The sequence below is a fragment of the Aurantimonas aggregata genome (genome assembly GCF_010500835.1).
GTDB classification, from domain to species: Bacteria; Pseudomonadota; Alphaproteobacteria; order Rhizobiales; family Rhizobiaceae; genus Aurantimonas; species Aurantimonas aggregata.
Genome location: NZ_JAAAMJ010000002.1, coordinates 253102 through 276345, shown reverse-complemented (window position 1 = coordinate 276345; position 23244 = coordinate 253102). Strand labels below are relative to the sequence as shown.

General features: G+C 68.3%; 23 protein-coding genes and 1 tRNA gene. 11 read left to right on the top strand and 13 right to left on the bottom strand.

The window, feature by feature from the left end; translation table 11 throughout:
• Positions 1 to 28: 28 nt before the first annotated feature.
• Genes GTW51_RS05585 through GTW51_RS05575 form a run of 3 tightly spaced genes read right to left on the bottom strand, consistent with a single transcriptional unit; the run spans position 29 to position 2140 of the window.
• A complete protein-coding gene (locus tag GTW51_RS05585) occupies positions 29 to 430 on the bottom strand; it encodes a Fur family transcriptional regulator (RefSeq protein ID WP_163042907.1) in 402 nt (133 codons plus the stop codon).
• Positions 427 to 1257, bottom strand: a complete 831-nt coding sequence (locus GTW51_RS05580) for a metal ABC transporter permease (protein ID WP_163042906.1) — start codon at positions 1255 to 1257, stop codon at positions 427 to 429. The genes GTW51_RS05585 and GTW51_RS05580 overlap by 4 nt, the downstream gene beginning before the upstream one ends.
• Positions 1250 to 2140: an ATP-binding cassette domain-containing protein gene (locus tag GTW51_RS05575; RefSeq protein ID WP_163042905.1), complete on the bottom strand. Its 891-nt coding sequence runs from the start codon at positions 2138 to 2140 to the stop codon at positions 1250 to 1252. The genes GTW51_RS05580 and GTW51_RS05575 overlap by 8 nt, the downstream gene beginning before the upstream one ends.
• A gap of 104 nt (positions 2141 to 2244) precedes the next feature.
• On the opposite strand from GTW51_RS05575, the gene znuA reads away from it, so the two are divergent.
• The 3 genes from znuA (at position 2245) to GTW51_RS05560 (ending at position 6262) form a co-directional block, all read left to right on the top strand.
• A complete protein-coding gene (gene znuA / locus GTW51_RS05570; protein WP_163042904.1) occupies positions 2245 to 3369 on the top strand; it encodes a zinc ABC transporter substrate-binding protein ZnuA in 1125 nt (374 codons plus the stop codon).
• A 183-nt stretch (positions 3370 to 3552) separates the two neighbouring features.
• Entirely contained in the window at positions 3553 to 5178 is a 1626-nt protein-coding gene (locus GTW51_RS05565; protein WP_163042903.1) for a GMC family oxidoreductase, read from the top strand.
• A 28-nt stretch (positions 5179 to 5206) separates the two neighbouring features.
• Positions 5207 to 6262, top strand: a complete 1056-nt coding sequence (locus GTW51_RS05560; RefSeq protein WP_163042902.1) for an MBL fold metallo-hydrolase — start codon at positions 5207 to 5209, stop codon at positions 6260 to 6262.
• Between the two features lie 123 nt (positions 6263 to 6385).
• On the opposite strand, the gene GTW51_RS05555 is transcribed toward GTW51_RS05560, so the two are convergent.
• The 4 genes from GTW51_RS05555 to GTW51_RS05540 all read right to left on the bottom strand — a co-directional run bounded on the left by GTW51_RS05555 (position 6386) and on the right by GTW51_RS05540 (position 10457).
• Positions 6386 to 6462: transfer RNA gene (locus tag GTW51_RS05555), tRNA-Arg, on the bottom strand.
• A gap of 192 nt (positions 6463 to 6654) precedes the next feature.
• Positions 6655 to 8139: a sensor histidine kinase gene (locus GTW51_RS05550; protein WP_163043021.1), complete on the bottom strand. Its 1485-nt coding sequence runs from the start codon at positions 8137 to 8139 to the stop codon at positions 6655 to 6657.
• An 80-nt stretch (positions 8140 to 8219) separates the two neighbouring features.
• Positions 8220 to 9647: a dihydrolipoyl dehydrogenase family protein gene (locus GTW51_RS05545; protein WP_163042901.1), complete on the bottom strand. Its 1428-nt coding sequence runs from the start codon at positions 9645 to 9647 to the stop codon at positions 8220 to 8222.
• A gap of 6 nt (positions 9648 to 9653) precedes the next feature.
• Positions 9654 to 10457 (bottom strand): TVP38/TMEM64 family protein, encoded by an 804-nt coding sequence (locus GTW51_RS05540; protein ID WP_163042900.1) that lies wholly within the window; start codon positions 10455 to 10457, stop codon positions 9654 to 9656.
• A 262-nt stretch (positions 10458 to 10719) separates the two neighbouring features.
• On the opposite strand from GTW51_RS05540, the gene rpmH reads away from it, so the two are divergent.
• From rpmH to yihA, 5 genes are read left to right on the top strand one after another with little or no spacing between them, the layout of a single operon-like run.
• Positions 10720 to 10854: a 50S ribosomal protein L34 gene (rpmH, locus tag GTW51_RS05535; protein WP_163042899.1), complete on the top strand. Its 135-nt coding sequence runs from the start codon at positions 10720 to 10722 to the stop codon at positions 10852 to 10854.
• 29 nt (positions 10855 to 10883) lie between these two features.
• Positions 10884 to 11273 (top strand): ribonuclease P protein component, encoded by a 390-nt coding sequence (gene rnpA / locus GTW51_RS05530; protein WP_246232667.1) that lies wholly within the window; start codon positions 10884 to 10886, stop codon positions 11271 to 11273.
• On the top strand, positions 11273 to 13093 hold the full coding sequence (gene yidC, locus GTW51_RS05525; RefSeq protein ID WP_163042898.1) for a membrane protein insertase YidC: 1821 nt from the start codon (positions 11273 to 11275) through the stop codon (positions 13091 to 13093). The genes rnpA and yidC overlap by 1 nt, the downstream gene beginning before the upstream one ends.
• Positions 13094 to 13150: 57 nt before the next feature.
• Positions 13151 to 13789 (top strand): CatB-related O-acetyltransferase, encoded by a 639-nt coding sequence (locus GTW51_RS05520; protein WP_163042897.1) that lies wholly within the window; start codon positions 13151 to 13153, stop codon positions 13787 to 13789.
• Positions 13786 to 14469 (top strand): ribosome biogenesis GTP-binding protein YihA/YsxC, encoded by a 684-nt coding sequence (yihA, locus tag GTW51_RS05515; protein WP_163042896.1) that lies wholly within the window; start codon positions 13786 to 13788, stop codon positions 14467 to 14469. The genes GTW51_RS05520 and yihA overlap by 4 nt, the downstream gene beginning before the upstream one ends.
• Positions 14470 to 14476: 7 nt before the next feature.
• Here the strand turns inward: yihA and GTW51_RS05510 are convergent, their stop codons facing one another.
• From GTW51_RS05510 to GTW51_RS05495, 4 genes are all read right to left on the bottom strand, one after another.
• Positions 14477 to 14929, bottom strand: coding sequence for an arsenate-mycothiol transferase ArsC (locus GTW51_RS05510; protein ID WP_163042895.1), 453 nt, complete (start codon positions 14927 to 14929; stop codon positions 14477 to 14479).
• Between the two features lie 76 nt (positions 14930 to 15005).
• A complete protein-coding gene (locus tag GTW51_RS05505; protein ID WP_163042894.1) occupies positions 15006 to 15494 on the bottom strand; it encodes a UPF0262 family protein in 489 nt (162 codons plus the stop codon).
• Between the two features lie 7 nt (positions 15495 to 15501).
• Entirely contained in the window at positions 15502 to 16794 is a 1293-nt protein-coding gene (hisD, locus tag GTW51_RS05500) for a histidinol dehydrogenase (protein ID WP_163042893.1), read from the bottom strand.
• Between the two features lie 60 nt (positions 16795 to 16854).
• Positions 16855 to 17322 carry a DUF2948 family protein gene (locus GTW51_RS05495; protein WP_163042892.1) on the bottom strand — a complete coding sequence of 156 codons (468 nt, stop codon included), beginning with the start codon at positions 17320 to 17322 and terminating at the stop codon, positions 16855 to 16857.
• 205 nt (positions 17323 to 17527) lie between these two features.
• Between GTW51_RS05495 and GTW51_RS05490 the strand changes: the two genes are divergently transcribed.
• A complete protein-coding gene (locus GTW51_RS05490; RefSeq protein ID WP_163042891.1) occupies positions 17528 to 18742 on the top strand; it encodes an acyltransferase family protein in 1215 nt (404 codons plus the stop codon).
• A gap of 5 nt (positions 18743 to 18747) precedes the next feature.
• On the opposite strand, the gene GTW51_RS05485 is transcribed toward GTW51_RS05490, so the two are convergent.
• On the bottom strand, positions 18748 to 20058 hold the full coding sequence (locus GTW51_RS05485; RefSeq protein ID WP_163042890.1) for an O-antigen ligase family protein: 1311 nt from the start codon (positions 20056 to 20058) through the stop codon (positions 18748 to 18750).
• Positions 20027 to 21007 (bottom strand): glycosyltransferase family 2 protein, encoded by a 981-nt coding sequence (locus tag GTW51_RS05480; RefSeq protein ID WP_163042889.1) that lies wholly within the window; start codon positions 21005 to 21007, stop codon positions 20027 to 20029. Before GTW51_RS05480 ends, GTW51_RS05485 begins: the two co-directional genes overlap by 32 nt.
• A gap of 205 nt (positions 21008 to 21212) precedes the next feature.
• On the opposite strand from GTW51_RS05480, the gene GTW51_RS05475 reads away from it, so the two are divergent.
• Together GTW51_RS05475 and GTW51_RS05470 are read left to right on the top strand one after the other, a co-directional pair.
• Positions 21213 to 22448, top strand: coding sequence for a glycosyltransferase family 4 protein (locus tag GTW51_RS05475; protein WP_343033917.1), 1236 nt, complete (start codon positions 21213 to 21215; stop codon positions 22446 to 22448).
• The gene (locus GTW51_RS05470; RefSeq protein WP_163042887.1) at positions 22445 to 23236 is read left to right on the top strand and encodes a WecB/TagA/CpsF family glycosyltransferase; all 792 of its coding nucleotides are present in this window, start codon (positions 22445 to 22447) and stop codon (positions 23234 to 23236) included. Before GTW51_RS05475 ends, GTW51_RS05470 begins: the two co-directional genes overlap by 4 nt.
• The last annotated feature ends 8 nt before the right edge of the window (positions 23237 to 23244 follow it).

Sequence of the window (23244 nt, the reverse complement as noted above, 5' to 3'; positions counted from 1 at the left end):
CGAAAGCCTCGACGGTTCTGCGCGCCGCTCAGGCCGCCTTGGCGCAGGCGGCGCAGCGGCCACGCAGCTCTATCGTCGTCTTGGCGACGGCGAAGTCGACCTTCTTCGCCAGCGTCTCCAGCCGGTGGATCGTCGCGTCATCGGACAGCTCGAGCACCTTGCCGCACTGCTCGCAGATGGCGAACACTGCCGCATCGTGTTCGCCATGGCCGTGATGGCAGGCGACGAAGGCGTTGAGGCTTTCCAGCCGGTGGACGAGACCGATCTCCACCAGCTTGTCCAGCGCGCGATAAACCTGCAGCGGCGCGCGAAGCCCGTCCTCGCGCAGATTGTCGAGGATCGTGTAGGCGCTGAGCGGGCCGGGGGCTCGGGTCAGCGCCGTGTAGACCAGCGACTGGTTGCGCGTCAGGTCGGGATGCGTCGAATTCATGAACGGGCTCCGCCGAGGGTTCTGTTTCGCAGCGCCATGGCCCAGCCGGCCAGCGGCGACAGGCTGATCAGGAACAGGAGCAGCGCAGCGACGACGATGCTGGGCCCCGACGGCGTGTCCCACTGAAGCGAGCCGAGCAGGCCGCCGATGGCGGCGAGAACGCCAATGATCGCGGCCAGTGCCGCCATGCCTTCGGGGCTCACCGAGAAACGCCGTGCCGCCGCAGCCGGGATGATCAGCAGCGCGGTGATCAGGAGGACACCGACGATCTTCATGGCGATGGCGATGACCACCGCCATCAGCACCATGAAGATCAGATTGGCGAGTTCGGGGCGCATGCCTTCCGCGGCGGCGAGGTCGGCATTCACCGTCGCGGCGAAGAGCGGGCGCCAGATCGTTGCCAGCACCGCCAGGACGAGGGCGCCGCCGCCATAGATCAGCGCGATGTCGGTGCGCGAGACGGCGAGGATGTCGCCGAAGAGGAGGCCCATCAGGTCGACCCGCACCCAGGGCATGAAGGCAATCACCACCAGCCCGATGGCGAGCGCCGAATGCGACAGGAGGCCGAGCAGCGAATCCGAGGAGAGCGAGGCACGGCGCTGCAGCCACAGAAGCGCCAGCGACACGAAGGCCGCCACGGCGAAGACGGCGAGCGTCACGTTGACCTCGAGCAGAAACGCCAGCGCGACGCCGAGCAGCGCGGCGTGGGACAGCGTGTCGCCGAAATAGGCGAGCCGCCGCCAGACGATGAAGCAGCCGAGCGGTCCCGCGACGAGGGCGACGCCGATCGCCGCGACGAAGGCCCGGGCGAGGAAGCCGTCAAGCATGGGTCTTCTCCGGACGCGGCGCAGTCACGTGTGGCTCGGCCGCATCTCCGTGATCCGCGTGGTCGTGACCCCGGTGCCCGTGGCCTGCATGGTCGCGGGTCGAATCCCCGCCATCGCAACTGGCCGTCACGCTGCCGTCGGCCTGGCGCACCCGCCCGTCCGGCAGGTGCGTATGGTCGTGGTGGTGACGATAGAGCGCCAACGCGTCGGCCGTGCGCTCGCCGAACAGCCGGCGATACTCGTCACTGGCCGCCACGACGCTCGGCGCGCCCTGGCAGCAGATATGGCCGTTGAGGCAGATCACCCGGTCGGTCGCCGCCATCACCACGTGCAGATCGTGCGAGATCAAGAGGATGCCGCAGCCGAGCCGGTCGCGGATCGTCACGATCAGCTCGTAGAGCGCGATCTCGCCGGAGAAATCGACGCCCTGCACCGGCTCGTCGAGGACCAGCAGCTGCGGCTTGCGCGCGATCGCCCGCGCCAGCATGGCGCGCTGGAACTCGCCGCCCGACAATTCGCGAACTTCCGCGTGGCGCAGATGCGAAATGCCGGTGCTCTCGATGGCGGCGCTGATCTCGTCCGGCGTCAGGCGATTGGTCAGCTGCATGAAGCGCTGCACCGTCAGGGGCATCGTCCAGTCGACCGAGACCTTCTGCGGCACGTAGCCGACGCGCAGATCGGCCGCCCGCTGTGCCGTGCCCTCCGACGGCGTCCAGATGCCGAGCGCCAGCTTCGCCGTGGTCGACTTGCCCGAGCCGTTCGGTCCGATCAGCGTGACGATCTCGCGCGGCCGCACGTCGAGATCGACGCCGCGCACCAGCCAGCGGCCGGCGCGCTGCATGCCGGCGCCGGCGAGGGATACGAGGGACGACGAGGAAATCATCAGGATGGAGCCTGGCGGAATGCGAATGGGTGCTTGAGCTTCCCTATCCCATACGTTATAGCGTTACGCAACATTGTAACGTGATAACAAAACAAACGCTTGGAGTGTCCATGGTCCGCCTGCTCGCCCTTTCCGCCTCGCTGATGTTCGCTACGGCGGGGATCGCTTCTGCCGCCCCGAATGTGGTCGTGTCGATCAAGCCGCTGCATTCGCTGGTCTCGGCGGTCATGCAAGGTGTCGGCGAGCCGTCGCTGATCGTCGCCGGCGCCGGCTCGCCACACAATTACGCGCTGAAGCCGTCGCAGGCCGCGGATCTGGAACAGGCCGACCTGATCTTCTGGATGGGCCATGAGCTGGAGACTTTCCTCGAGCGTCCGATCGAGACGATCGGCGCCGGCGCCACGTCCGTGTCGCTGATCGATGCGCCCGGCCTCGAGCTTCTGCCCTTCCGCGAGGGTGGCGCCTTCGAGGCGCACGACCATGCGCATGAGGGCCACGACCACGGGGCCGAGGCTGCGGGCGGTCATGACCATGCCCCCGAGGCAGCAGCGGAGGAGCCGCACGAGGAAGCGGCTGCCGGTGCGGAGCACGACCACGAGGAAGCGGCGGGCGAGCCTCACGATCACGCGGACGAAGCGGCTGCTGCGGAGGCATCGCACGATCATGCACACGAAGCCTCGGAAGGCGGGGAGCACCACGACCATGGCGAGTCCGACCCGCATGTCTGGCTCGATCCGCAGAACGCCAAGGCGCTCGCCGCGGCCATCGGATCGGCGCTCGCGACCGCCGATCCGGAGAACGCCGAGCGCTATGCCGCCAACGCTGCGGCACTCGACCAGCGGCTCGACGAGCTGACGACACAGGTCGCGGCAGAGCTCGAGCCGGTGAAGGGACGCGGCTTCATCGTCTTCCACGACGGCTATCATTATTTCGAGCATCGCTTCGGGCTCGAGGCGGCCGGCTCGATCACCATCAACCCGGAGACGCCGCCCGGCGCCGAGCGTGTCACGGAAATCCAGGCACGGGTGCGCGAACTCGGCGCGACCTGCGTCTTCGCCGAGCCGCAATTCGAGCCGCGCATCATCTCGGTGGTGACCGAAGGCACCGACGCCCGCACCGGCCGGCTCGACCCGCTCGGCGCCGACATCGCCGACGGGCCGGAACTCTACTTCGAGCTGATCGAGACCATGGCGGCATCGATGCGCGATTGCCTCGCCGATCCGAGCTGACACGCTGCCGAGTGGCGTTTCGCCGTCCCGTTGCCGGCACGGTCACAGATCCGTGCCGGCAACGGATAGGCCATTGAGCCTTCACACCCCCTCGCGCTAAGTCCGATGGACCCTGTCGATCGGTCCTGGCGCCCAGCGATCCCGCGCCGTGTCCGACCGGTGGGGGGCAGGGAGGGGAACGCCATGGCCGACGATCGGACGATCGAGGAATTCGACTACATCGTCGCGGGGGCCGGCTCGGCGGGTTGCGTGCTCGCCAACCGCCTGTCGGCCGATCCGCGCAACCGCGTGCTGCTGCTGGAGGGCGGTGGCAAGGACAATTGGATCTGGTTCCACATCCCGGTCGGCTATCTCTTCGCCATCGGCAATCCGCGTTCCGACTGGATGTTTCGCACGGTGCCGCAGGCGGGACTGAACGGGCGGGCACTGGCCTATCCGCGCGGCAAGACGCTGGGCGGCTCCTCGGCGATCAACGCGATGATCTACATGCGTGGCCAGGCCGCCGACTACGATCACTGGCGCCAGCTGGGGCTGACCGGCTGGGGCTGGGATGACGTCCTGCCGGTGTTCAAGGACATCGAGGACCATGTCGACGGGGAGAGCGCCTTCCACGGCGCCGGCGGCGAATGGCGGGTCGAGCATCCGCGCATAAGCTGGGAGATCCTCGACCGGGTGCGCGACGCGGCGGAGGCCGCGGGCGTGCCCAAGATCACCGACTTCAACACCGGCGACAACGAGGGTTCGGCCTATTTCCAGGTCAACCAGAAGGGCGGCCGTCGCTGGAGCGCGGCGCGCGGCTTCCTGAAGCCGGTCCTGCATCGCCCGAACCTGACGGTCGCCACCGGCGTGCTCATCGAGAAGGTGGCGATCGAGGCGGGCCGCGCCGTTGCGGTTCATTACCGCAAGGACGGCGAAGCGATCGAGGCGCGGGCGCGGGCCGAGATCGTCCTGTCCGCCGGGGCTGCCGGCTCGCCGCTGATCCTGGAGCGCTCCGGCATCGGCGATGGCGAACGCCTGCGCACCCATGGGCTGGAATGCCGGCACCATCTGCCGGGCGTCGGCGAGAATCTGCAGGACCATCTGCAGATCCGGCCGATCTACAAGGTCCACGGCATCAAGACGCTCAACTCCGAATACGCCAATCTCTTCCGGCGCGCGATGATGGGCGTCGACTACGCGCTGCGCCGCCGCGGGCCGCTGACGATGGCGCCGAGCCAGGTGGGCGCGTTCGTGAAATCCTCTCCCCGCTATGCCACCGCCAATCTGGAGTTCCACTTCCAGCCGCTGTCGCTCGACGACTGGGGCGCCGGCCTGCACACCTTTTCGGCCTTCACGGCGAGCGTCTGCAATTTGCGCCCTACCAGCCGCGGCCGCATCCACCTGTCGGGACCGGATTTCGACCATCCGCCGGAGATCGATCCGAATTATCTCGCCACCGACGAGGATCGCGAGGTGGCGGTCGAAAGTCTCGAATGGGCGCGCCGCATCGTCGCCCAGTCGCCGCTCGCGCGCTACCGGCCGGAGGAATACAAGCCCGGTGCCCATGTCGCCTCGAGGGAGGACATGCTGGTGGCCGCCGGCGACCTCGGCACGACGATCTTCCATCCGGTCGGGACGGCCAAGATGGGACCCGAGGGCGACCGCATGGCGGTACTCGACGAGCGGCTGCGGGTGCGGGGCATCGCCGGCCTGCGCGTCGCGGACGCTTCAGTGATGCCGACCATCACCTCCGGCAACACCAATTCGCCGACGATCATGATCGCGGAAAAGGCGGCGCGGATGATTCTGGCGGACGGCAAAGCCGGATGAAACCACGCACAACTGAACGGGACGATGCATGCTCAATCGCCGGGACATGGTCAAACTGGTCGGAGCTCTGCCGCTTCTGGCAACGACGCCGGCCAGCGCCCGAGGCACTGCGTCGGGTCCGCTTCCCGTGAGCGACCATTTCGACGGCGAACGCTTCCACAACCCGGACAATGCGCCGGCAAAGGGCTTCGCCGACCTGCTGCGCTGGCAGCTGAGCGGCGAGAAGACCGAGTGGCCGGAGGGCTTTCCGAGCCCGTTTCCCCGCGACCGGCCGCCGGCGCGGGTCGATGCCGGGCTGCGCGTCGTCCTGGTTGGCCATTCCAGCTTCCTGATCCAGGGCGGCGGCCTGAACATCCTCGTCGATCCGGTCTGGTCGGAGCGCGCCAGCCCGGTGTCCTTCGCCGGGCCGCGCCGCAAGAACGTGCCGGGGATAGCCTTCGACGACCTGCCGGCGATCGATGTCGTGCTGGTCAGCCACAATCACTACGACCATCTCGACCGCGCGACCCTCGTCCGCATCTTCGAACGCGACGCGCCGCTCTTCGTCGCGCCGCTCGGCAACGACCGCGTCATTCGCGGCCGCGAACGCGACATGCGGATCGTCACGGCGGGCTGGGGCGATGGGGTCGAGCTGGAGCAGGGTGCGAGTGTCCGGCTGGAGCCCGCCCGGCACTGGTCGACGCGCGGTCCCGGCAGCCGCAATCGCGCGCTGTGGTGTGCGTTCACGCTGAGATTGGGCGGCCGAACGGTCTACTATGCCGGCGACACGGGCTTCGGCGACGGCGAGCAGTTCCGCCAAGCCGCAGCCAACGCCGACCGAATCGACCTGGCGCTGCTGCCCATCGGCGCCTATGCGCCGCGCTGGTTCATGCAAGACCAGCACATCAACCCAGAGGAAGCCGTCCGCGCATTCGAGCTTCTCGGCGCAAGACAGGCGCTTGGATGCCACTGGGGCACGTTCCAGCTGACCGACGAGGGCGTCGAGGATCCGGCGCGGGATCTGGCGGCGGCACTGCAGGCGCGGAGAATCGCACCCGGCCGATTCATTGCCGCGCGTCCCGGTCAGGTCTGGACCAGTACGTAGGCAGCACGCGAAGCGCCACGCATGACCGCTCACAATAACATCGTGAGGTTCGGCAATCGGTGATCGTCGCTACCGCACGTCTCTGGCGAAACGTCGATCTCGTCTGACGAGGCAGAAGTGAAATGGTGCGCCCGAAAGGATTCGAACCTCTGACCCCCAGATTCGTAGTCTGGTGCTCTATCCAGCTGAGCTACGGGCGCGCTCGGCACACGCTTGAAGCAAAGCGTCTTGTGCCGGTGCCGGGCTAACTAGCCGCTCGGGCGGGTGATTGCAAGCAGAAGCGCGGCAAATTCCGAAGCCGCGTCGCCGAAACGCGTCGAGGCGGCTGGGACGCGTCGCCCCGAGGCGTGATCAAGCCCGGCCGACCGACAGGGACGCGGGCGCCAGATGCTTCAGCCAGAGCGTGATTCGCCAGCCAGGCCGTCCGCCCGCGCCGGCAGGTGGATCTCGAAGCGGGTGCCCGGCAGGCGCCGCTCGGCCAGCGCGATCCGGCCGCCATGCGCCTGGACGATCTCGGCGACGATGGCGAGGCCGAGCCCGGTTCCGCCGGTGCGGGCCGAGCCCTGGAAGGCCTTGAAGAGATTGTCCCGCGCCCGCGCCGGCAGGCCCGGCCCGGTGTCCTCGATGCTGACCAGCACCTCGTCGCCCGGCTCGGGCCGGGCGACGACAGTGATGCGGCGCACCAGCGAGGGCAGGTCCGCCGCGTCGCCCTCCAGCGCCTGGACGGCGTTGCGGCAGAGATTGACGAGCACCCGGTGGAACTGGCCAGGGTCGACGGCGATCTCCAGGGTCTTCGGGACGGCGTTGACGAACTCGATGGGCGTGCCCTCCGGCGGCGCCACGACCTCGAAGACGTCGTCCACCAGCCGCGCCAGCCGCACGGCGCGTTTTTCCGGCGGGCTTTCGATCGCCCGTCCATAGGACAGCACCGACTGCGTGTAGCTCAGCGCCCTGTCGAGACTGCGCACCAGCGGCGGCACGACCCGCTGGACGCGCGGGTCGGGCACGTCCGCCAACCGGTCGGAGACCATCTGCGCCGAGGCGAGGATGTTGCGCAGGTCGTGGTTGATCTTGGCGACGGCGAGGCCGAGATCGGCGAGGTGGCGCTGTTCGCGCAGCGTGCCGGCAAGCCGCGCCTGCATGTCGGCGAGTTGCGCTTCGGCGGTGCCGATCTCGTCGCCGCGCCCGCTCGGCCGGATGATCCGGCTGGGATCGGCGGGGTTCTCGCCGAAGCGGATCATCGCGCCGGTGATCGCCTGGATCGGCCGCACCAGGTAATAGCTGATGGCGACATAGACGAGCAGCGCGGCGAAGGAGGCGATGGCCAGCGACAGGAACAGGATGTTGCGCGAGTAGATCAGCATGTCGCGCCGCAGCGGGCGCTCGGACATCACCACTTCTGCCACCAGCGCACTCTCGCCGACGGGGCCGTAGATCCGCATCGTACGGTCGCCGCCGAACAGCAGCGTGTCGAAGGCGCCGAGGATCATCGGTACCGGGTTGCGGTCGGCAAGGTCGATCTGCAGTTCGGCGACATCGATCATGTCGGCGCGGGCGATCAGCCGCGAGGCGCCGCCCTCGACGATCGCGACCAGCATGGCGTCGAGGGCGACGAGCAGGCTGGCGCCCTGGTCTGCATCGAGTGCTGCGCCGATTTGCGCTTCGCTGCCCTCCGAGGCGACGCCTGCGACGGCTGCCGTCTCCAGCTTCGCCTCCAGCCAGTTTTCGCGGAAATTGGCGATCGAGGGAACGAAGATCAGCACTTCGGCGAGCATCACCGCGAGCATGGTGATCACGAGAAGCCGCCGGGACAGCCGTCGGCGCCCGGTGCGGGGAGGGGCCTGCACCGACGCCTGGTCGCCGCCGGGGCCGTTCATCGATTGCTGCAAGGCCGCACCGTTCCCCTACGCCCTTCGTTGCGCGCCGGGAAACGCCCCGCTTCCTCGCCGGGGCGCCTTCAGCCGAACCGCCGCAGGAAGGCGATCGCGCGGCGCACGAAGGGGCGCCGCGTATACGGAACATAGTAGGAAGTCGCGGCGCGTTTGCCAATTTCCGAGAGTGTCGGGTAGGGCGAGACGAAATCCCTTAGATCGCCGACCGTCAGCCCCTTGCCGATGGCGAGCGACAGGAGATTGGTGATCTCGTCCGCGGCGTGGCCGACGATGCCCGCTCCGACCAGCCGCCCGCGCCGCCCGACGACGAGCTTGATCAGCCCCTCGGTCCGGCGCTCGGTCTGCGCCCTGTCGTTCTCGCCATAGGGCCATGTCAGCACCTCCGCGGTGATGCCCTGGGCATCCGCCTCGACCGCGGTGAGGCCCACCTGGCCGAGCGGCGGATCGGTGTAGGTGACGCGCGGCAGCGTGTCGCGCGGGGTGCGGATCGGCAGCCGGAACAGGATCGCGCGCACCACCAGCCCGGCATGCAGATTGGCCAGATGGGTGAATTGCGGCCCGCCGGCGATGTCGCCGATGGCATAGGCCCGGCGGTTGCTGGTGCGCAGGTCCCTGCCGACCGTGATGCCGCGCTTGTCGTAGTCGATGCCAGCGGCTTCCAGGTTCAGCCCCTCGACATTCGGTGACCGGCCGACGGCGACGAGGAGATGCGAGCCTTCGATGGTCGCCGTCGATCCGTCGCGGCGCTCGACGTCGACCTGGATCCGCCCGGCCTCGCCTGCGACACGCACCACCCTCGTGCGCTCCTCGATGGTGACGCCCTCCGCCCGCAGCCGGTCGAGGACCACGGCGGCGAGGTCGGCATCCTCGCGGCCGAGCGCGGTTTCGCCGTCGAGGAGCGTGACCTTTGCGCCCAGGCGGCGATGCGCCTGCGCCATTTCCATGCCGATCGGTCCGCCGCCGATGATCACCAGATGTTCCGGGCAGGTGGTCAGGCCGAAGATCGTCTCGTTGGTGAGATGCGGCGTCTCCGCCAGTCCCTCGATCGGCGGTACCAGCGGCGAGGAGCCCGCCGCGATGACGAAGCGGCGCGGGCGCACCAAGCGGCCGCCGGCCGAGACCGTCCGCGCATCGACGAACGCGGCACTGGCCTTCAGCACGGTGACGCCCAACCCCTCGAAGCGCTCGACCGAATCGTTCGGCGCGATCGTCGCGATGACGTCCGCGACGTGGCGCTGAACCGCGGCGAAGTCGATCTGCGGCTCGCCGGCCGAGACGCCGAAGCGCGGTGCCTCGCGAATGGCCGCTGCGTGATGGGCGGCGGCAAGCAGCGCCTTCGAGGGAACGCAGCCATAGTTCAGGCAGTCGCCGCCCATGCGGCCGCGCTCGATCAGGACGACGGGGACACCGAAGGCGGCCGAGGCGGCGGCCGTGGTCAGGCCGCCGGAGCCGGCGCCGATGACGCAGATATCAGGGGTCAGGATCTCCGCCATGAGCGGTCAGTCTCCTTGCGTCTCGATCGGCTCGGTGCCGGGTCGCCGGTTCCTGAGATAGGTCTTCTTCAGCACCAGGCCGAGAACGGCGAGGGCGCAGAGGCCGATCAGCGCGTAGGTCATGTCCATCGTCACCAGCTTGGCGAGCGTGATCTCGCCCTTGCCGGCCTTGGCCAGCGCCTGGTTGATGCCGCTGCCGAGGAAAGCATAGACCATCGAGCCCGGGATGATGCCGAGAAAGGTGCTGGCGACGTAGGTCCGCAGCTTCACGTCGAAGAAGGCTGGCGCGAGATTGACCGCGACGAAGGGCAGGACGGGGGTCAGCCGCAGGACGAGCAGATAGGCGAAGGCGTCGTCGCGGAAGCCTTCGGCGAAGCGGGCGAGCGAACCGCCGGCGCGCCGACGCAGCACGTCGCCGAACGCATGCCGGGCGGCAAGGAACAGCGCGGTGGCGCCGATCGTCGCGCCGATGACGGTGAGGGTGCCGCCGAGAAGCCAGCCGAACAGGAACCCGCCCGCCACCGTGAAGATTGCCGCTGCCGGAAAGGCGACGGCGACGAGGATCGCGTATCCGGCGACGAATCCGGCCGAGGCGACGAACAGGTGGTCCATGACGAGACTGCGCAACGATTCGCGGCTGTCGAGAAATGCGTGCAGCGAAATCTGCCGATGCAGTCCGGCGGCATAGGCGACGAGCAGCGCGGCGACGATGATCGCCAGCGGCGCGAAGCGCCAGATGGCCGCCCGGGGCCGGGCACCGTCCGCGGGATCCGTCGTCTCCGGCTGTGCGAGGGGGTCTCGTGATGACATGCTCGGTCCAGTTTTCAGGCTGGCAGGTTGCGCATGAATGGCCCGTCGGCAAGAGCGATGACGCGATAGTCGCAAGGATCACGTCGGATTGAACCGGTCGATGTCGACGGACCGGCGATTGACTTTTCCGGCCGGCTCTTCCAATAAGCCTCCATACGAGCGGGCAGCGTCCGCGCGACAACGAATGCGCGCTCGCTTTTCGCCCTGACATCCATACTCGGAAACGACGAAGGGCCGCGCAATCGGGCGCGGAATCGCCACGATGAAACGTACTTATCAGCCGTCCCGCCTTGTCCGTAAGCGCCGCCACGGATTTCGCTCCCGCATGGCCACCACCGGTGGCCGCAAGGTGATCGCAGCGCGCCGCGCTCGCGGTCGCAAGCGGCTTTCGGCCTGACCTGACGCTGGCTGTTGGACGAGCGTCCGATGGCCATCGGCAGGATGCGCAAGCGCGCCGAGTTTCTGGCCGCGCGCAAGGGCCGACGCCTGAACGGCCCCTGCTTCTTCATAGAGGCACGTGACCGGGGTGACGGAACCGATCCACGCGTCGGACTGACCGTCACCAAGAAGGTCGGCAATGCCGTCGTGCGCAATCGTATCCGCCGTCGCCTGCGCGAGGCGGTGCGGCTCGGCGCCGAGGCTGACATGGTTCCCGGCTTCGACTATGTGATCGTCGCCCGGCGCGAGGTCCGCGACATGCCCTTCGCCGCGTTGAAGGACGAGCTGTCCCGGCGGCTCGCCCGGACGAAACAGCCGCAAGGCGGGCCGGCGACGGCCAAACGGCGCGATCCGGAGCGTCGATCGGGGTCTGACTGATGCAGAACAATCGCAACTTCCTGATCGCCATGGCGCTGTCCATCGCCGTGCTGGTGGGCTGGCAATTCCTGGTGATGGCGCCGCGCATGGAAGCGCAGCGCCAGATCGAGACCAGCGAGAGCGCCGCGCCCCAGAACCCGGGTTCCCTGCAGACCCCCCAAACGCCCGCCGGCACGCCGCAGGATCCGGTCGCCTCGCCCGCCGGTCGCGAGAGTGTCGTGCCCAGCGGCGACGTCGCTGCGCCCGAATCGCTCGGTCGCGAGCAGGCTCTGGCCGCGACGCAGCGGATCGCGATCGACACGCCTGCCGTGTCCGGCTCGATCAATCTGACCGGGGCCCGTCTCGACGATCTGCGCCTCAAGAATTATCACGAGACGGTCGACGACTCCTCGCCGACGATCGTCCTCCTGTCGCCCGAGCAACTCGCGACGGGGTATTTCGCCGAGTTCGGCTATCTCGGCCAGGCCGCCGGCACGCTGCCGGGTCCCGCGACCGTCTGGGAAGCCGAGGCCGGCGCGACGCTCACCCCGTCGACGCCGATCACGCTGACGGCCGACAACGGCGCCGGCGTCACCTTCACGCGGCTGATCTCCGTCGACGACAAGTTCATGTTCACGGTGGAAGACACCGTCGAGAACGCCGGCGAGGCGCCGGTCACCCTGTCGCCCTATGGCCGGATCGCCCGTTACGCCAAGCCCGAATCGGCATCGATCTTCGTGCTTTTCGAGGGGCTCATCGGCGTGTTCGGCGAGGACGGCCTGTCGGAGGTCACCTTCGGCTCCATCGAGGATGACGGCCGCTACTCGCCGCCGGCGGCCTCCAGCGGCTGGATGGGCATCACCGACAAATACTGGGCGACGACGCTGGTCCCGGAGGCCGGTCGGCCGTTCCAGTCACGCTTCCTCTATCTTGACGGACAGCGCCCGCACTATCAGACGGAATACGTCTCCGACCCGCTGACGCTGGCACCGGGCGCTTCCGCGACCACCACGACGCGGACCTTTGCCGGCGCCAAGGTCGTCGGCGACATCGACGCCTACGAAGAAACGCTCGGCATCCAGCAGTTCGGCCAGCTGATCGACTGGGGCTGGTTCTATTTCATCACCCGGCCGATGTTCTTCGCCATCGACTGGTTCTATGCCCTGTTCGGCAATTTCGGCCTGGCGATCCTGGCGGTCACCGTCGTCCTGAAGCTGATCTTCTTCCCGCTCGCCAACAAATCCTACAAGTCGATGGCGCGTATGAAGAACATGCAGCCGAAGATCATGGAGCTGCGCGAGCGCTACAAGGACGATCGGCAGAAGCAGCAGACGGAGATGATGCGGATCTACAAGGAGGAGAAGATCAATCCGGCGGCCGGCTGCTGGCCGATCCTGATCCAGATCCCGGTTTTCTTCGCCCTCTACAAGGTCCTGTACGTGACGATCGAGATGCGTCACGCGCCGTTCTTTGGCTGGATCCAGGATCTGGCCGCGCCGGACCCGACCAGCCTGTTCAATCTGTTCGGGCTGATCCCGATCGACGTTCCGACCTTCCTGATGGTCGGCGTCTGGCCGATCCTGATGGGCATCACGATGTTCGTGCAGATGCGGCTCAACCCGACGCCGCCGGACCCGACGCAGCAGATGATCTTCACCTGGATGCCGGTGATCTTCACCTTCATGCTGGCCTCGTTCCCGGCCGGCCTGGTGATCTACTGGACATGGAACAACTTCCTGTCGATCCTGCAGCAGGGCGTGATCATGAAGCGCAACGGCACCAAGATTGAGCTGTGGGACAATCTGCGCGGCATGTTCCGCAAGAAGGCGCCGGAGAACTGATTGCCGCGACCGGGCGGCAGGCGACGGCCTGCCGGCCACCGAGCGGAGTGAGCTTCGATGCATGGTCCTGATCCGGCTGATCACTATCCGTTGCCGGGCCACAGGCGGGTCGGCTTTCTCAAGCCGCTGGTGATTCACCCGCAGATCGAGATCGGCGAGTACAGCTACTACGACGACCCGGCCGGTCCGGAACGGTTCGTCGAGGCCTGCGTCGGTCATCTCTATCCCGAACTGGGCGATCGTCTTGTGATCGGGCGGTTCTGCGCAATCGCTTCGGGCGTGCGGTTCATGATGAACGGCGCCAACCACGCGATGACCGGGCTCTCGACCTATCCCTTCAACATCTTCGGGAATGGCTGGGAAAGTGGCTTCGACGTCGCCACGATCGTCGCCGGAGTCCGGGGCGATACGACGATCGGCAACGATGTGTGGCTCGGCGAGCGGGCGACCATCCTGCCGGGCGTGTCGATCGGCGACGGCGCCATCGTGTCGAGCCTTGCGGTCGTGTCGCGTGACGTCGAGCCCTATACTGTCGTTGCCGGCAACCCTGCACGCGAAATGCGCCGGCGCTTCGACCAAGGGACGGTCGAGCGTCTCAGGGCCGTGGCATGGTGGAACTGGTCCGCCGAGAAGATTACGCGCAACCTCGACCTGATCCGGGGCGGCGACGTCGAAGCACTGGAGACCGCCCGATGAGCGTCACGAACGAGAACGCCGAGGGGCCGGCCATCGAAGCGCCGCCGCCCGCCGATCACCGCTTCTTCGCCCGCCCGTGGGTGTTCGTGCGGGGCGTGCCGGCGATGAAGTTCCTGCCGCCGGAAGGCCCGCCCGAGATCGCCTTCGCCGGGCGCTCCAATGTCGGCAAGTCCTCGCTGATCAACGCGCTGCTCGGCCAGAAGGGCCTGGCGCGGACGTCGAACACGCCGGGCCGGACGCAGGAGCTGAACTTCTTCGTGCCGGACGGCTATGGCGGCGAGACGCTGGAGCTGCCGCCGATCGCGCTCGTCGACATGCCGGGCTACGGCTACGCCAAGGCGCCGAAGGACAATGTCGACGCCTGGACACGCCTCGTCTTCTCCTATCTGCGCGGCCGCGCGAGCCTGAAGCGCGTCTTCCTGCTGATCGACGCGCGGCACGGCATCAAGAAGAACGACGGCGACGTCATGGACCTGCTCGACAAGGCGGCGGTCTCCTACCAGATCGTCCTGACCAAGATCGACAAGATCAAGCCGCCCGCCGTCGAGAAGCTGCTCGAGGCGACGGCCCTCGGGATCGCCCGCCATCCCGCGGCCTTCCCGCGAATCCTCGCCACCTCGTCGGAAAAGACCGTCGGCCTCGACGAGCTCAAGGCCGAAATCGCCTCGCTGGCGGACTGACGCGCCGTCAGGCGCCGGGCGGCAGCAGGCGCTGGCGGATCCGCTCCTCGATGCGCCGGCGCACGTCGCGATAGGCATCGAGGATCTGTTCCCGGCTGCCCGTGGCGGCGGAGGGATCGGGCATCGGCCAGAACTCGACATCGACCGAGGACGTGCCGGTGGCGTCGAGGGCGACGTGGTGGGCCTCCGGCGCCATGGTCACGATCAGGTCGAAATAGCTGTCCTCGAGATCCTCGAAGCGCTGCGGCCGCCGCTCCCCGAGATCGAGCCCCTGTTCGGACAGGACGATGTCGACGAACGGGTCGCGCTGGCCGCTGCGGACGCCCGCCGAGGCGATGTAGACCGAAGCCGGCAGGATCGAACGCGCGAGCGCCTCGGCCATCGGCGAGCGGATGGCGTTCATGCCGCAGACGAAGAGTACCGAACTCGGCAGCGGTTTGGAGTCGGCCGGCTCGCTCATCGCCGAGGACCGGACTTGGCCGCGGCCGCAGGGAGGCCGTAGATCATTGTGGTCCCGCTCGACCGCGCCACGGCGCTCAGCTCCGCCAGTGCAGGACGCAGATCAGCGTGAACAGACGGCGGGCGGTGTCGAGATCGACCTCGATCTTCCCCTTCAGCCGCTCCATCAGCGTCTGCGAGCCGTCATTGTGGATGCCCCGCCGGCCCATGTCGATCGCCTCGATCTGCTGCGGCGTGGCGCTGCGGATCGCCTCGTAATAGCTGTCGCAGATCAGGAAATAGTCCTTGATCACCCGGCGGAACGGCGTGAGCGACAGGATATGCGTCGCGACGGCCTCTCCGGCTTCGTCCCTGACGTCGAACACCAGCCGCTTGTCGGCGAGCGACAGCTTCAGCTTGAAGCGACCGTCTGCCGAAGCACCGGCCGGCACGAAGAAGTTCTCCTCGATGAGGTCGAAGATTGCCACGGCCCGCTCGTGCTCGACGTCGGGCGTGGCGCGGCCGATCGTCTCGTCGAGTTCGACGTCGATCAGGCGGCCACCAGGCTGGGTTTCGGGGTGTGCCATCGCCGGCTCAGAGATTCAGGCGGATGGAGACGGAGCGCCCGTGCGCGTCGAGACCCTCGACCCGGGCAAGCTCCATCGCCGCCGGTCCGAGCGCCCGCAGCTGCTCCGGCCCGAGCTTGAGGATCGAGGTGCGCTTGACGAAGTCGAGCACCGACAGGCCCGACGAGAACCGCGCCGAGCGGGCGGTCGGCAACACGTGGTTGGAGCCGCCGACATAGTCGCCGATGACTTCCGGCGTGTGCCGGCCGAGAAAAACCGCGCCGGCATTGCGCAGCCGGGCGAACAGCGTCTCGGGATCCTCGACGGCGAGTTCCAGATGCTCCGGCGCGATCCGGTCGGACAGGGCAGGGGCGGCATCGAGACTCGGCACGAGGATGATCGCACCGTGATCGTTCCAGCTCGCCCGCGCGGTCTCGCCGCGCGACAACTGGCCGAGCTGCCGCTCGACGGCCCCGGCGACGGCATCGGCAAAGGCGGCGTCGTCGGTGATCATGATGGATTGCGCCGCGACGTCGTGCTCGGCCTGGCTGAGCAGGTCGGCGGCGATCCAGTCCGGATCGTTTTCGCCGTCGGCGATCACCAGGATCTCCGAGGGTCCTGCCACCATATCGATGCCGACCGTGCCGAACACCCGACGCTTGGCTGCCGCGACATAGGCGTTGCCCGGGCCGACGATCTTGGCGACCGGCGCGATCGTCTCCGTGCCGTAGGCGAAGGCCGCAATCGCCTGGGCGCCGCCGATCCTGTAGATCTCGTCGACTCCGCAAAGCCGTGCGGCCGCCAGCACCAGCGGATTGAGCGCGCCGCGCATCGCCGGCACCGCCATGGCGATGCGCTCGACGCCGGCGACCTTGGCCGGAATGGCGTTCATCAGGACCGAGGACGGGTAGCTCGCCGTGCCGCCCGGCACATAGAGCCCGACCGATTCCACCGCGGTCCAGCGGCTGCCGAGCTCGACGCCGATCGCGTCTATATAGCGATCGTCGGACGGACGCTGGCGCTCGTGGTGGCTCTTGATCCGCTCGTAGGCAAGTTCGAGGGCCGCCAGCGTCTCGGGCGCGGTGGCCGCATGGGCCGCCTCGATCTCGTCCGCGCCGACCCGCAGCGTCGCCGCCGTCAGTTCGAGCCCGTCGAAGCGCGACGTGAGTTCGATCAGTGCGGCGTCGCCCTCGGCGCGCACTTTGGCGATGATGTCGCGGACGGCGTCGTCGACGTCGGTGGATGCCTCGCGCTTGGCACCGAGCAGCGCCCGGAAATCCGCCTCGAATCCGGCGTCCGTGCTGTTCAATCTCGATGGCACTGCGGCAATCCCTCTCTCCCGGTCTCCCGCCGGGACCTCAATGTCCCGCCGCCCCTGCACTTATGCGTTAGGGTCGGAACGATCGTGATCCGGACGGGCGTCGGTGCTCCAGGCGCCGCCGATATCGGCGAGCTGCGCCTCGATCACCTCGACCTCCAGCCTTATCGCGGAGCCGCCGGCAAAGACAAGCTCGACGGTTCCGGAGGGCGAGGTGGTCTCGGTGAACCGGATCGCCAGCAGCACCAGCACCTGTTCGGCCGCCCCCATGTCGACGCCGAGGCGCTTCACCGAACGCACCCGGTCGAAATGCAGCACCGAGCGGCGCCGCTCGTAGCTGCCCTTGCCGAAGAGCCGGAAACGGCCGCGGTCCTTGGCCGACTCCCAGACGAAGCGGTTCATCTCCATGACGAACTGCCCCGCCTGCGAGCGGAAGTGACAGTCCTTCAGCTTGACGACGGCGTCCTGGCAGTGCGCCGAGACGATCGCGAGGTCGTCGGCGTCGACGGCGAGAAGGCGCAATTGGTCCATGTCGCGCGGCAATCCGTTCCTGGGGGCGAAACCCGCCCGTGTCAGCATGACGCGCCGCACATAGCGCGACAGTCGCCGATAACAACGCATCCCAACGGATGCGCGCGGTTATCTGCCTCCTGCAGAGAGCTGATTGCCAGGCGTTAACCCTTTCCCGCTACCGTCGCGCGGCGACGATCACGAGGCCAAAGCGGGGCGAGTTCAGATGCAGGACGAACGCGGTGGATTCGAAGGTCAGCTCCGCCCGACAGCGTCGCGGTTCCAGGCGCTCGACGGGTTGCGCGGGATCTGCGCCCTGCTGGTCGTGGTCTTCCACGCGCCGGTTTCGGGCGCAGTCTACGAATCGAGCTTCTTCCGGCACGGCTTCCTGTTCGTCGATTTCTTCTTCGTCCTGTCCGGCTTCGTCATCGCCCACGCCTTCCACGACAGCCTCGCGCAGAAGCGGAACGGGTTCGATTTCCTGCGCGGCCGGTTATTCCGGGTCTATCCGCTGCATCTCTTCATGCTGGCGCTGTTCGTCGGCTTCGAGCTGTTCCTCTATGTCACCCGCGGGCCCGGCGAAGCCTTCCAGGGCGGCAACGGACCCGTGGCGCTCGTCCACAATCTCCTGATGACGCATTCCTTCGGCGTCCTCGACACGATGGGGTGGAACTATCCGAGCTGGAGCATTTCCGCCGAACTCCTGGCCTACGGGTTCTTCGCGCTGGTGGTCGTGACGGTGCCGCGCGCCCTGCTGCCGCTGATGGTGCTCTGCATCGTCAGCGGTATCGTCGTCATCGGCGCCGCGGAAGGCACGATCGACACGACGGTCGGCTATGGCTGGCTGCGCTGCCTGATGGGCTTCTCGCTCGGCGTCATCGTCCGGCTGGTGCTCTGGCCGCGCACCGATACGGCGGTGCCGACGGACCAGGGCCTCGTCTGGACGCTGGCGGAACTTGCTGCCGTCGTGATGGTGGCGGTGTTCGTCACGGCGCTCGGCGGCACCAGCCTGTCGCTGGCTGCGCCCTTCGTGTTCGCCTTCGCGCTCTACGTCTTCGCCCATGAAGGCGGGCTCGTCAGCCGTCTGCTGCGCTCGAAGCCCGCGACCTATCTCGGTCTCGTTTCCTACTCGGTCTATCTCACCCACGCCTTCGTCATCTCCCGGGTGGAGAACGTCGCCACCGTCGTCGCCGGCAAGACCGGCTGGGCGATCTTCTCGACCGGCATCGACGGCAAGCGCCTGCTCGGCGCGACGGAGGGGCAAGCCCTGCTGGCGCTCGGCCTGATCGTCATGGGAACGCTGGTTGCCAGCGCGCTGACGTGGCGCTTCGTCGAACGGCCCGGCATGGCGCTCGGCCGCCGTCTCCGCGAGCGGCAGGCCCGCACGGCACGGGTAGGGCGGACGCTGGCCGGCGGCGGAAGCCTGTCAGCCGCCGACTGAACGCCTCATCGCTGTAGTCTGTGGCAGGACAGGAGCCGCAGCCCGGCGACGGCCATCCACAGGATCATCCAGATCGGGTTGGCGCGTTCGAAGAGGAAGCTCTCCAGGAACGAGTTGAGCAGCAGGAAGGCGAGGATCATCAGGAACATGTCGGCGAGGCGCTGGTCCTCCGGCCGGTTGCCGATCCTGACGTAGTCGCGCAGCGGCAGCAGCACGAGCACGAGGACCGCCAGGCAGAGGCCCGGCCAGCCCGTGGACAGCGCCATGTCGAGGAAGCCGTTGTGACCGTTCGGGCTGGCGCGCGTATCCCAGGCCAGCTCAAAATTGCGCTCCGCGCCGTAGACGACATTGGTCTGCCAGAAGGAGTTCAGGCCGAAGCCGGTCCATCCGTGGCCGTCGAACAGTTCGAGAGCGAAGCGCCAGATATCCGTGCGGCCGGTGAAGGTGGTGCCGGGCAGGACCGCCTGAAGGATGGAATCGAGCGTCGGCGAGAGCACCGTACCCAGCGTCAGCAGCGCCATCGCCGTAACCACCGCGCCGACCGCCATCGCCGGCAGCAGCCTTCCGCCGAACAGCCGCAGGCCGATGACCAGGCAGGCGACCGCCGGCAGCAGCGCCGTGGCGGTCTTCGAGCCGGTGTTGATTACGAACAGCACCGACAGGCCGGCGATCAGCAGCCCCGACCACCGCTGGCCTGAACGGAAGAGATAGAGCCCGCAGAAGAACAATGCGCCCATGACGGCGCCGGCGACGTTCTTGTGACTGTAGATGCCGCGCCAGAGCCCCGCATGCTGCGGCTCCGTGCCGCCGCCGTCATGGATAGCGACGCCGGGCATGGCGATGATGCCGACATAGGAGAGGCCGAGCACCACGAGGGCGGCGATGGTCAGGCAGATCCGGAAGGCGCGGGCATCGCGCGGCAGCGACAGCGCGCCGGTGACGGCGATCATCGCGAGGATCGTGAAGGCGGCCGTCCGCAGCGCGTTCTGCGGGCTGTAGGCGAACAGCGCGCTGACCACCAGCCACGCCGCCATCATCAGCCAGGCCGGCCGCAGCAGCGACAGCGCGACCGATTTGTCGGTGAACAGCAAATGCCCGGCGAGCGCCGCGGCGGCCAGGGCGGAATAGCCGACCTGGTTGACGATGTCGCCGGCGTCCCGGCTGCCCTCGAACGAAACCGCGAAGGGCGAGAATGTCGTCAGCAGCAGCGTCAGCAGCCCGGCGCCCAGCGCGAGGCGCGTGGCGTCGACCAGCCAGGCGCCGGCGGTACGGCGGCCGGCCGGATCAGTTCTGGTCGGGACGGCGATATTGCTCATTGACGATCCCGAATTCGGCGAGCAGGCGGCCGACCGCCACCTGCATCGGATAGAGGCCGGCGACGGCCGAACCTGTGCGCGCCGCAAGCGCCGCCGAGCGGAAGGGCGAGGCAGCCAGCAGCGCGGCGCTCTTGGCTAGGCGCCGCAGGCTGCCGCGGCGGCCAGTTTGGCGGCGGCGCTCGATGATCGACGACAATGCGCCGTTGCGAAGGCCGCGGGCATTGAGCCAGGAAAACTCCATCCGGCGCGGCGGCGTCGTTTCGTGGACCGGCGCCTCGGCGCACCAGCCGAAGCTGAAGCCACGCTCGCGGCAGCGCGAATAGAAGTCGCTGTCACCGCCGCCGATGAAGTTGAAGGCGGTATCGAGGAAGGGCGCGCCCATCGTTTCCAGCACCTCGCGGCGGATCAGCACGTTGCCGGACGAGTAGAGGATCGGCACCCGACCGGTCACGGCATAATGCGGGACGAACACCGGGTGCCGGAGAAGCCCGCGGCCGGCCGCCGTCTCGAAGACCGGCACTTGCGGGCCGCCGACGATATCGGCCGGCAGCGCCTCTGCCGTCTCGACCAGCCGCTCCAGCCAGTCCGGGCCGGCGATCTCGTCGTCGTCGATGACGGCGAGGTAGCGCATCGACGGGAACCGTTCGAGGGCGGTCGACCAGCCGGCATTGTAGGCCGAGCAATTGCCGCGCGCATGGGCGGTGATGACCAGTCCGGCGATCGCGCCTTCGGCGAACAGCGGATCGGCGGCGAGCCGCCCGGCGCCGCCCTCGGCGTCGTTCTCGATGACGATGACCGCGAAGCGCTGCGACGTGGTCTGCGCCTGCAGCGACTGGAGCGTGCGCAGGAGATGCTCCGGCCGCCGGAAGGTCGGCAGCGTCACCACCAGGTCAATGGCATCGCCGGCGAGGCCGGGGGACACGCGTTCGATGCTGACGGCTTCTGGCATTCGGGCACCGCTGGTGGACGATCGTCCCCGATCAACAACAGAAGAAGGTGAAGAAACCATCGCCTCGAGGTCCCCATCGTCGCTGCTGCGACGATGGGGACGGCCTGACAATCACTTTGCCGGTATTTGCGGGACCGGATTAGGGCGATGGCAATCTCGGGCTGCGATAGTAACCTCATCTGAGGCGAACCGGGCGGCTGGACCTGTGCATCTTCTGTTCGTTTCATCGCTGCTGCCGACGGAGAACCCGACGACCGGGTTCGAGATCGCCAACCAGGCGATCATCGCTGCCTATGCGCGCCAGGGCGTCCGGCTGAGCTTTGCGGGGTTCCGCCGGCGTGACGCCGAGGGGCCGGCCGACACCCGTGGCGACGGGATCTGCCTCGGCGACATCGTGCTGGAAAATGCCGGCGCGGGCCGGGCGCAGAAGGCGCTGTGGCTCGCCGGAGCCCTGGCGAGGGGACTGCCGGTGACGGCCGCCAAGCTCGCGGGCCTGTCGCGGCGCGCGCTGCTCGTCCGGCTGGTTGAGGCGGGGCCTGTAGAGGGGCTGATACTCAACTCGTTGCAGATGCCGACCGCCTATCCGTTCCTGACGCAGTTTCCGGCGATCTTCATCGCCCACAATGTCGAGCACCGCTCGGCGGAGGAGAACGCCGCCAACGCCGGCAGCCGGGCAACGCACCTGCTCTATCGCCGCGAGGCCGCCCTGCTGAAGCGCGCCGAGCAGCGGCTCTGCCGCGAAGCCGCCGTCGTGCACACGCTGAGCGTCGAGGACGGCGCCGGCCTCGGCCTTGCCGGCCACCCGAAATGCCTGCCGCTGGCCCTGACCGTCGGTCGCAGGCAGACCGCCGATGACGGCCACCGCGATCACGATATCGGGCTGATCGGCACCTGGAGCTGGGCGCCGAACCGCGTCGGCCTCGACTGGTTTCTCGGCGAGGTGGTGCCGCGCCTGCCGCCGGACCTCACGGTCGCCATCGCGGGCCGGCTCGACGGGCCGCCGCCGCTGACCCCGACGAATGTCGCATTTCTCGGCCGGGTGGACGACGCGCAGCGCTTCGTTCGCGGCTCGCGGGTGCTGGCGCTGGCTACCAGGGGCGGCACCGGGGTGCAGTTGAAGACCATCGAGGCGTTCGAGGAGGGCATGCCGGCCGTCGCGACGTCGCAGGCGCTGCGCGGCGTCGCGACGCTGCCCAAGAATGCCGACGTCGCCGACGATCCGGCGAGATTTGCGGCATTGCTCGCTGCCCGCGTCGCAGCTGAGCGGCAAGGCGCCGATATCCGGCTCGACGGCAGCGCCTTCGCCGCGTCGCAGCGTTCGGAACTGGATTGCGGCATCGCGGCCGGGCTCGAACTGTTTGCCCGCGAGCTCGCCCTCGGGCGCCGGATGCCCGAGATGGGGGCACTGGACGAGCCTGCCCTGGCCGGGCACCAACCATGACCGCGATGACCCCGCCGCGCTCGGCGGTCCCGCTGCCGCAGGCGATGCCGGTTCGAATGATCGCCGGCGTCGCGGTCGCCGACGTCACGGCCGGCGCGGTCATCGCGGCGCTCGGCGCCTCGCTCGCTGCCGGGCAGACGACGCGCCTCGCCTTCCTCAATGCCCATTGTGTCAATCTCGTCCGCCGCGACCCGCGCTACCGGCACGCGCTGGCGCAGTTCCAGGTCCTGCCCGACGGGATCGGGGTCGATATCGCCGGGCGGATTCTCCACGGCGCACCGTTCCGCGAAAACCTCAACGGCACGGATTTCGTGCCGCGGCTTCTTGCCGGGCTCGGCGATCCCCTGCGCGTGGCGCTGGTCGGCGGTGCCCCGGGCGTCGCGGAAGCGGCGGCGGCGCGGCTGGCCGCCAGCATTCCGGCGCATGTCTACATCCCGGTCGTTGACGGCTATTTCGGCGAGGACCGCGCGCCGGTGCTGGCGAAGCTGACGGCCGTGCGCGCCGATATCGTGCTCGTCGCGATGGGCGTGCCGGCACAGGAGCTGTTCATCGCCGACCATCTCGATGCCCGGCACGGACGGCTCTTCGTCGGCGTCGGCGCGCTGTTCGACTTCCTCGCCGGCGATGTCGCGCGCGCGCCCCGCGCCGTCCGCGCCCTGCGGCTCGAATGGCTCTGGCGGCTGGCGCTCGAGCCCGGTCGGCTCTGGCGCCGCTATATTCTCGGCAATCCGCTCTTTCTGCTGGAGATCCTGCAAGATAGGTTGCGGCGCAACAAAACCGCGACGTGACGTCAGCC

Excerpts from the sequence above, each read along its gene's own strand:
- GTW51_RS05585 (WP_163042907.1), bottom strand. The coding sequence starts at position 430 with ATGAATTCGACGCATCCCGACCTGACGCGCAACCAGTCGCTGGTCTAC.
- GTW51_RS05580 (WP_163042906.1), bottom strand. The coding sequence starts at position 1,257 with ATGCTTGACGGCTTCCTCGCCCGGGCCTTCGTCGCGGCGATCGGCGTC.
- GTW51_RS05575 (WP_163042905.1), bottom strand. The coding sequence starts at position 2,140 with ATGATTTCCTCGTCGTCCCTCGTATCCCTCGCCGGCGCCGGCATGCAG.
- GTW51_RS05565 (WP_163042903.1), top strand. The coding sequence starts at position 3,553 with ATGGCCGACGATCGGACGATCGAGGAATTCGACTACATCGTCGCGGGG.
- GTW51_RS05560 (WP_163042902.1), top strand. The coding sequence starts at position 5,207 with ATGCTCAATCGCCGGGACATGGTCAAACTGGTCGGAGCTCTGCCGCTT.
- GTW51_RS05550 (WP_163043021.1), bottom strand. The coding sequence starts at position 8,139 with ATGAACGGCCCCGGCGGCGACCAGGCGTCGGTGCAGGCCCCTCCCCGC.
- GTW51_RS05545 (WP_163042901.1), bottom strand. The coding sequence starts at position 9,647 with ATGGCGGAGATCCTGACCCCTGATATCTGCGTCATCGGCGCCGGCTCC.
- GTW51_RS05540 (WP_163042900.1), bottom strand. The coding sequence starts at position 10,457 with ATGTCATCACGAGACCCCCTCGCACAGCCGGAGACGACGGATCCCGCG.
- rpmH (WP_163042899.1), top strand. The coding sequence starts at position 10,720 with ATGAAACGTACTTATCAGCCGTCCCGCCTTGTCCGTAAGCGCCGCCAC.
- rnpA (WP_246232667.1), top strand. The coding sequence starts at position 10,884 with ATGGCCATCGGCAGGATGCGCAAGCGCGCCGAGTTTCTGGCCGCGCGC.
- yidC (WP_163042898.1), top strand. The coding sequence starts at position 11,273 with ATGCAGAACAATCGCAACTTCCTGATCGCCATGGCGCTGTCCATCGCC.
- GTW51_RS05520 (WP_163042897.1), top strand. The coding sequence starts at position 13,151 with ATGCATGGTCCTGATCCGGCTGATCACTATCCGTTGCCGGGCCACAGG.
- yihA (WP_163042896.1), top strand. The coding sequence starts at position 13,786 with ATGAGCGTCACGAACGAGAACGCCGAGGGGCCGGCCATCGAAGCGCCG.
- GTW51_RS05510 (WP_163042895.1), bottom strand. The coding sequence starts at position 14,929 with ATGAGCGAGCCGGCCGACTCCAAACCGCTGCCGAGTTCGGTACTCTTC.
- GTW51_RS05505 (WP_163042894.1), bottom strand. The coding sequence starts at position 15,494 with ATGGCACACCCCGAAACCCAGCCTGGTGGCCGCCTGATCGACGTCGAA.
- GTW51_RS05495 (WP_163042892.1), bottom strand. The coding sequence starts at position 17,322 with ATGGACCAATTGCGCCTTCTCGCCGTCGACGCCGACGACCTCGCGATC.
- GTW51_RS05490 (WP_163042891.1), top strand. The coding sequence starts at position 17,528 with ATGCAGGACGAACGCGGTGGATTCGAAGGTCAGCTCCGCCCGACAGCG.
- GTW51_RS05485 (WP_163042890.1), bottom strand. The coding sequence starts at position 20,058 with ATGAGCAATATCGCCGTCCCGACCAGAACTGATCCGGCCGGCCGCCGT.
- GTW51_RS05480 (WP_163042889.1), bottom strand. The coding sequence starts at position 21,007 with ATGCCAGAAGCCGTCAGCATCGAACGCGTGTCCCCCGGCCTCGCCGGC.
- GTW51_RS05470 (WP_163042887.1), top strand. The coding sequence starts at position 22,445 with ATGACCGCGATGACCCCGCCGCGCTCGGCGGTCCCGCTGCCGCAGGCG.